Below are 5129 nucleotides of genomic sequence, written 5' to 3'. Positions count from 1 at the left end.
CCCTGGGCGTGGTCTCCACCGTGCTCAGCGAGACCGCCCTGTCCTTCCTCGGCTTCGGCGTCCAGACCCCCGACGTGTCGCTGGGCACGATGCTCGCCGACGGCGCGGGCACCATCACCAGTGCCCCCTGGCTCTTCGCCTTCCCCGCCGGGCTGACCGTGCTGCTCACCGTCTCGATGACCTTCGTCGGCGACGGCCTGCGCGACGCCCTCGACCCCACCTCCACCACCGGCGCGGCAGGAGGCCGACGATGACCCTCGCACCCGCCCGCCGCACCGGGCCCGCGGCCGAACCCGCCGGCCCCGCGCCCGTCCTGTCCGTCCGCGGCCTGCGCGTCTCCTTCCCCTCCGAGGCCGGACCGGTCGAGGCCGTGCGCGGCGTCGACTTCGACCTCCTGCCCGGACGCACCCTGGGGATCGTCGGCGAGTCCGGCTCCGGAAAGTCCGCCACCGCCCTCGCCGTCATGGGCCTGCTGCCGCCCACCGCCCGGCTCGGCGGCCGGATCCTGCTGGGCGGGCGCGACCTGGCCGCGATGGACGACAAGGAGCTCTCCCGGGTGCGCGGCAAGGACATCGGCATGGTCTTCCAGGACCCGATGTCCGCGCTCACCCCCATCTTCAGCGTCGGCCGGCTGCTCTCCGACGCCCTGCGCGTACACCGGGAACTGTCCGGGAAGGACGCCTGGGAACAGGCGGTGGAGCTGCTCGACCTGGTCGGCATCCCCGATCCGCGCGAACGCGCCAAGGCGTTCCCGCACGAGTTCTCCGGCGGCATGCGCCAACGCGTCGTCATCGCCCTGGCCATCGCCCACCGGCCCTCGGTGCTCATCGCCGACGAGCCCACCACGGCGCTCGACGTCACCGTCCAGGCCCAGATCCTCGACGTCCTGCGCCTGGCCCAGCGCGAGACCGGTGCCGGTCTCGTCCTGATCACCCACGACCTGGGCGTGGTCGCCGGCCACGCCGACGACGTCGCCGTCATGTACGCCGGACGGATCGTCGAGCACACCGGCGTCGACGAGCTCTTCCGCCGCCCGACGATGCCCTACACCGCCCGTCTGCTGGCCAGCGTCCCGACCGTGGACAGCGGCGTCCGCCGGCCCCTGGTCCCGGTCGGCGGGGAGCCGCCGTCCCTGGTCGCCCTGCCCGGCGGCTGCCCCTTCGCGCCCCGCTGCGCGGTGGCCCTGGACGTGTGCCGGAGCACCGAACCGGACCTGGCCGCTCCGGCCGGGCGAACCGGCCGCGCCGCCTGCCACCGCGCGCGGGAGATCGCCGACGGCGGCCTCGACCCGGCCGGGCAGGCCGTCTCCGTCCCCGCAGCACCGACCGGCTCCGGAGAGCGGAGGGCCGGCGAGGTGGTCCTGCGCGTCGAGGACCTCGTCAAGACGTTCCCGATCACCAAGGGGGCCCTGCTCAAACGCCGGGTGGGGACCCTGCACGCCGTCAACCACGTCAGCTTCGAACTGCGCGCCGGCGAAACCCTGGGCCTGGTGGGGGAATCCGGCAGCGGCAAGACCACCACGCTGCGAGAGGTGCTGCGGCTGCGCGCCCCCGAGGGCGGCCGCATCGAAGTGGCCGGCACCGACGTCGCCACGCTCCGCTCGACGGCCCGGGTGAACGAGCTGCGGCGCGACATCCAGATCGTCCTCCAGGACCCGACGGACGCCCTGGACCCCCGGCTGACCGTCTTCGACCTGCTGGCCGAACCGCTCCGGGCCGCCGGCGCCGACCGGGCGGCCATCCGCTCCCGGGTCCCCCGGCTGCTGGACCTGGTGGGCCTGGAACGCGCCACGGGCGACCGCTTCCCCGCCGCCCTGTCCGGCGGCCAGCGCCAGCGCGTCGGCATCGCCCGCGCCCTGGCCCGCGAGCCGAAACTGCTGGCCCTGGACGAACCGCTGTCCGCCCTGGACGTCTCCGTGCAGGCCGAGATCGTCAACCTGCTCGCCCGACTGAAGCGCGAACTGGGCCTGGCCTACCTCGTGGTGGCCCACGACCTGGCCGTGGTGCGCTACGTCTCCGACCGCATCGCGGTGATGTACCTCGGCCACATCGTCGAGTCCGGCGCCACCGAGGAGATCTTCGCCCGGCCCCGGCACCCCTACACCCGGGCCCTGCTGTCGGCGATACCCGTCCCCGACCCGCAGCGCGAGCGCCACCGCGAACGCGTCGTCCTCGCGGGCGAACAGCCCAGCGCCGCCCGGCTGCCCGAGGGCTGCGTGTTCGTCGACCGCTGCCCGCTGTACCGCGAGGCCGGCGAGGCCGTACGCGCGCGCTGCCGCACCGAACGGCCGGCGACCGTCGCCGCCCCGGACGGCTCCGACCACCGGTACGCCTGCCACGCGGTCTGACCCCGCCCCCGTTCCTTCCCCGTCTCACCGAATCCCACCAAGGACACCCCATGCGTCGGAAGCTCGCCCTGCCCCTCTCGCTCGCCGCGGCCGTCTCGGTCGCCGCCACCGCCTGCTCCTCCCCGTCCCCCTCCGGCGGCTCCACCGGCGCCTCCCCCGGGCAGGACGCCAAGAACGCCGCCAAGGTCGCGTCCTCGGTCACCGACTACAACCCGCAGCCGTACGAGAACATCAAGGACGGCGGCACCTACACCAGCGCGGGCACCTTCGACGAACAGGGCAACCCCTTCAACGTCAACGCCACCCTGACCGCCACGAGGGTCTGGTCCTGGTACAACGCCGACGCCATCACCTACTCGCCCACCGGCGAGGTCCAGTACAACCCGGACTACTACAGCGACGTGAAGGTCTCCGTCGAGGGCGGCGACCAGAAGGTCGTCATCACCCTCAACCCCCAGGCCACGTTCAACGACGGCACCCCGATCGACTGGCGGGCCATCGAGGCCACCTGGAAGGCCAACAACGGCTCGGACAAGGCCTACGCGGCCTCCTCCACCGACGGCTACGACCGCATCACCTCCGTCACCCGGGGCGCGGACGACAAGCAGGCGGTCATCGCCTTCCAGGGCGTCAACCCCGCCTGGTCCGCCCTGTTCACCACCTTCCTGCACCCCCGGGCCGCCACCGTCGACAACTTCAACACGGCGTACGTCAAGACGGCCCACCCCGAGTGGGGCACCGGACCGTACACCGTGGGCACCTGGGACTCCCAGTCCGGCAACATCACCTTCGTACGCAACCCCAACTGGTGGGGCCGCAAGGGAAAGCTCGACAAGCGCGTCTACGTCAACCTGGAGAGCGCCGCCTCGGTCAACGCCTTCAAGAACGGCGAAATCGACTACGCCCCCGTCGGGACCGCGGAGAACCTCAAGCAGGTGAGGACGGCCAAGGACGCCGAAATCCGCAGCGGCGGCAGCCCCTTCGAATACTCGCTGCACCTCAACACCAAGTCCCCGCTCCTCGGCGACCTCCAGGTCCGCAAGGCGGTGCAGGAGAGCATCGACCGCGCGCAGATAGCGAAGATCCGGTTCCAGGGCCTCGACTACACCGAACCGCTGCCCGGCTCGGCGGTGCTCTACAGCTTCCAGCAGGGCTACCAGGACAACGTCGCCGCCGTGCTGAAGTACGACCCCGAGGAGGCCCGGAAGACCCTGGACGCGGCCGGCTGGCAGCCCGGGGCCGACGGCATCCGCACCAAGGACGGCAGGACGCTCGAACTCGGCTACACCCTGCTCGGCGACGACCCCATCGAGAAGGCCACCGCCGGCGCGTTCACCGCGATGCTCAAGGCCGTCGGCGTGAAGGTGAACGTCAACAAGGTCTCCGAGAACGACTTCTCCAAGGTGATCAGCGACCGCCGCTTCGACCTGTTCATCTCCGGCAACCGCTCGACGGACCCCTTCGGCGCACGGTCCCTGTGCGACTTCTACTGCTCGGACCGCGATTCCAACATCACCGGATCCGGCACCCCCGAACTGGACAAGGAGATCCGCGCCACCGGAGAAATCGCCGACCTCGACCGGCAGATCGCGGCCGTCAACGAGGTCGAGCAGAAGGCCCTCCAGCAGTACGCCCTGCTGCCGCTCTTCAGCGGCCCCTCCACCAACGGCATCCGCAAGGGCCTCGCCAACGTCGGCGCCGCCATCTTCCACAGCCCGCTGCCCGAGACCATCGGCTGGCAGAAGTAGCAGCACCGCCGGCAGCCGGGGCGATCGACTCCCCGTACCGTCGGGAGACCCACGGCGCGCGTCGGACGCGCGCTCTCCGAAGGACGGCTCCCCGGGCCGCCGTTCGGCGGAGCATCACCCGATCCGGCCCCCGGTGACGGTCTCGGCGTGCCGGTGGAGCGCGTCCAGGAGCACGGCCTGGTGGTCGGTCAGCTTCCCGTCGGTGCGGGCCCCCGCCTGCTTGCGCAGCCAGGTCCCGGGCCGGAAAGCCGGGTCCGCCTCACCGCCGGTTCGGTTCGCCGGGCCGTCGAGGGTGCCGCCGGCGGCGAGGTAGGCGAGCAAGCGGCGGTACGACCTGTTCCAGTCCGGCTCCAGGCGCCACAGCTCGTCCAGGCCGTCGAGCTTGGCCACCTGGTCGGTGGTGAGGTTGTCGGCCCTGCGCTGGCGGCGCATCCACGCGCCCACCGCGTAGTCGTCGAGCTTCGCGGTGGCGGGGATGGCGAGGTGTCCGTGCTGCTGGTGGAACGCCTTCGCGTAGGCGTGGCCGCGTTCCCAGGCGTTGGCGTTCTTCGACCAGATCATGCCGAGCGCGTCCAGCTCCGAGACGCGGGCGGGGTCGAGCAGGTGCCGGCCGTTGAGGTGGCGCTGGCGGGTGAGCCAGGAGATCAGCTCGGCGTGCTCGGTCTTGTCGGTGGGGTCGAGGTGACCGTGTTGGAGGTGGAAGACCTCCGCGACGGCGTGCATGCGCTGCCACTCGACCGCCCTGGGGTTGAACGCCCGCAGCTTGACGGTCTGGAGGATCCGGGCCGCCTGGTGCCGGGCGTTGATCTTGAGCCACTCGATCGGCGACTCCACCGGGGCCGGCTGCTGCTCGGCTTCCCCGGCCTCGCCCTCGGCCGGCTTGGCCGCGGTCATGTGCGAGGTGCCCTGCGAGCGGTGGGCGCGCAGCTCGGTGATGCGGCCGACCACCCGGGCGTGGGGGGGGGGGGCGGGGGGGCCCCCCCCCCCCCCGCGTCGGAGGGGGGGTGCGCGCCGGAGGGGGCCGGGGGCGGCCG

The 5129-nt window shown here is 72.5% G+C and carries 3 protein-coding genes and 1 pseudogene; 3 read left to right on the top strand and 1 reads right to left on the bottom strand.

Annotated elements, in window-relative coordinates; all coding sequences use genetic code 11:
• The 3 genes and pseudogenes from AB0E96_RS37975 to AB0E96_RS37965 form a co-directional block, all read left to right on the top strand.
• Positions 1–254, top strand: a pseudogene (locus tag AB0E96_RS37975) (ABC transporter permease); the annotation flags it as partial.
• Positions 251–2347: an ABC transporter ATP-binding protein gene (locus AB0E96_RS37970; RefSeq protein WP_359830940.1), complete on the top strand. Its 2097-nt coding sequence runs from the start codon at positions 251–253 to the stop codon at positions 2345–2347. The pseudogene AB0E96_RS37975 and the gene AB0E96_RS37970, both read left to right, overlap by 4 nt.
• Positions 2348–2397: 50 nt before the next feature.
• Positions 2398–4095: an ABC transporter family substrate-binding protein gene (locus AB0E96_RS37965; RefSeq protein WP_359830938.1), complete on the top strand. Its 1698-nt coding sequence runs from the start codon at positions 2398–2400 to the stop codon at positions 4093–4095.
• Positions 4096–4209: 114 nt separating this feature from the next.
• On the opposite strand, the gene AB0E96_RS37960 is transcribed toward AB0E96_RS37965, so the two are convergent.
• Positions 4210–5043, bottom strand: coding sequence for a helicase associated domain-containing protein (locus AB0E96_RS37960; RefSeq protein ID WP_359830937.1), 834 nt, complete (start codon positions 5041–5043; stop codon positions 4210–4212).
• Positions 5044–5129: the final 86 nt, after the last annotated feature.

This window comes from Kitasatospora sp. NPDC036755 (assembly GCF_040636595.1).
In the GTDB taxonomy this organism is placed as follows: domain Bacteria; phylum Actinomycetota; class Actinomycetes; order Streptomycetales; family Streptomycetaceae; genus Kitasatospora.
Note: the sequence above shows the minus strand (reverse complement) of the source record. Positions and strands in the feature narration are given on the sequence as shown.

Bases quoted from the DNA above. Each gene is read 5' to 3' on its own strand.
- AB0E96_RS37965 (WP_359830938.1), top strand. From the start codon at position 2,398: ATGCGTCGGAAGCTCGCCCTGCCCCTCTCGCTCGCCGCGGCCGTCTCG.
- AB0E96_RS37970 (WP_359830940.1), top strand. From the start codon at position 251: ATGACCCTCGCACCCGCCCGCCGCACCGGGCCCGCGGCCGAACCCGCC.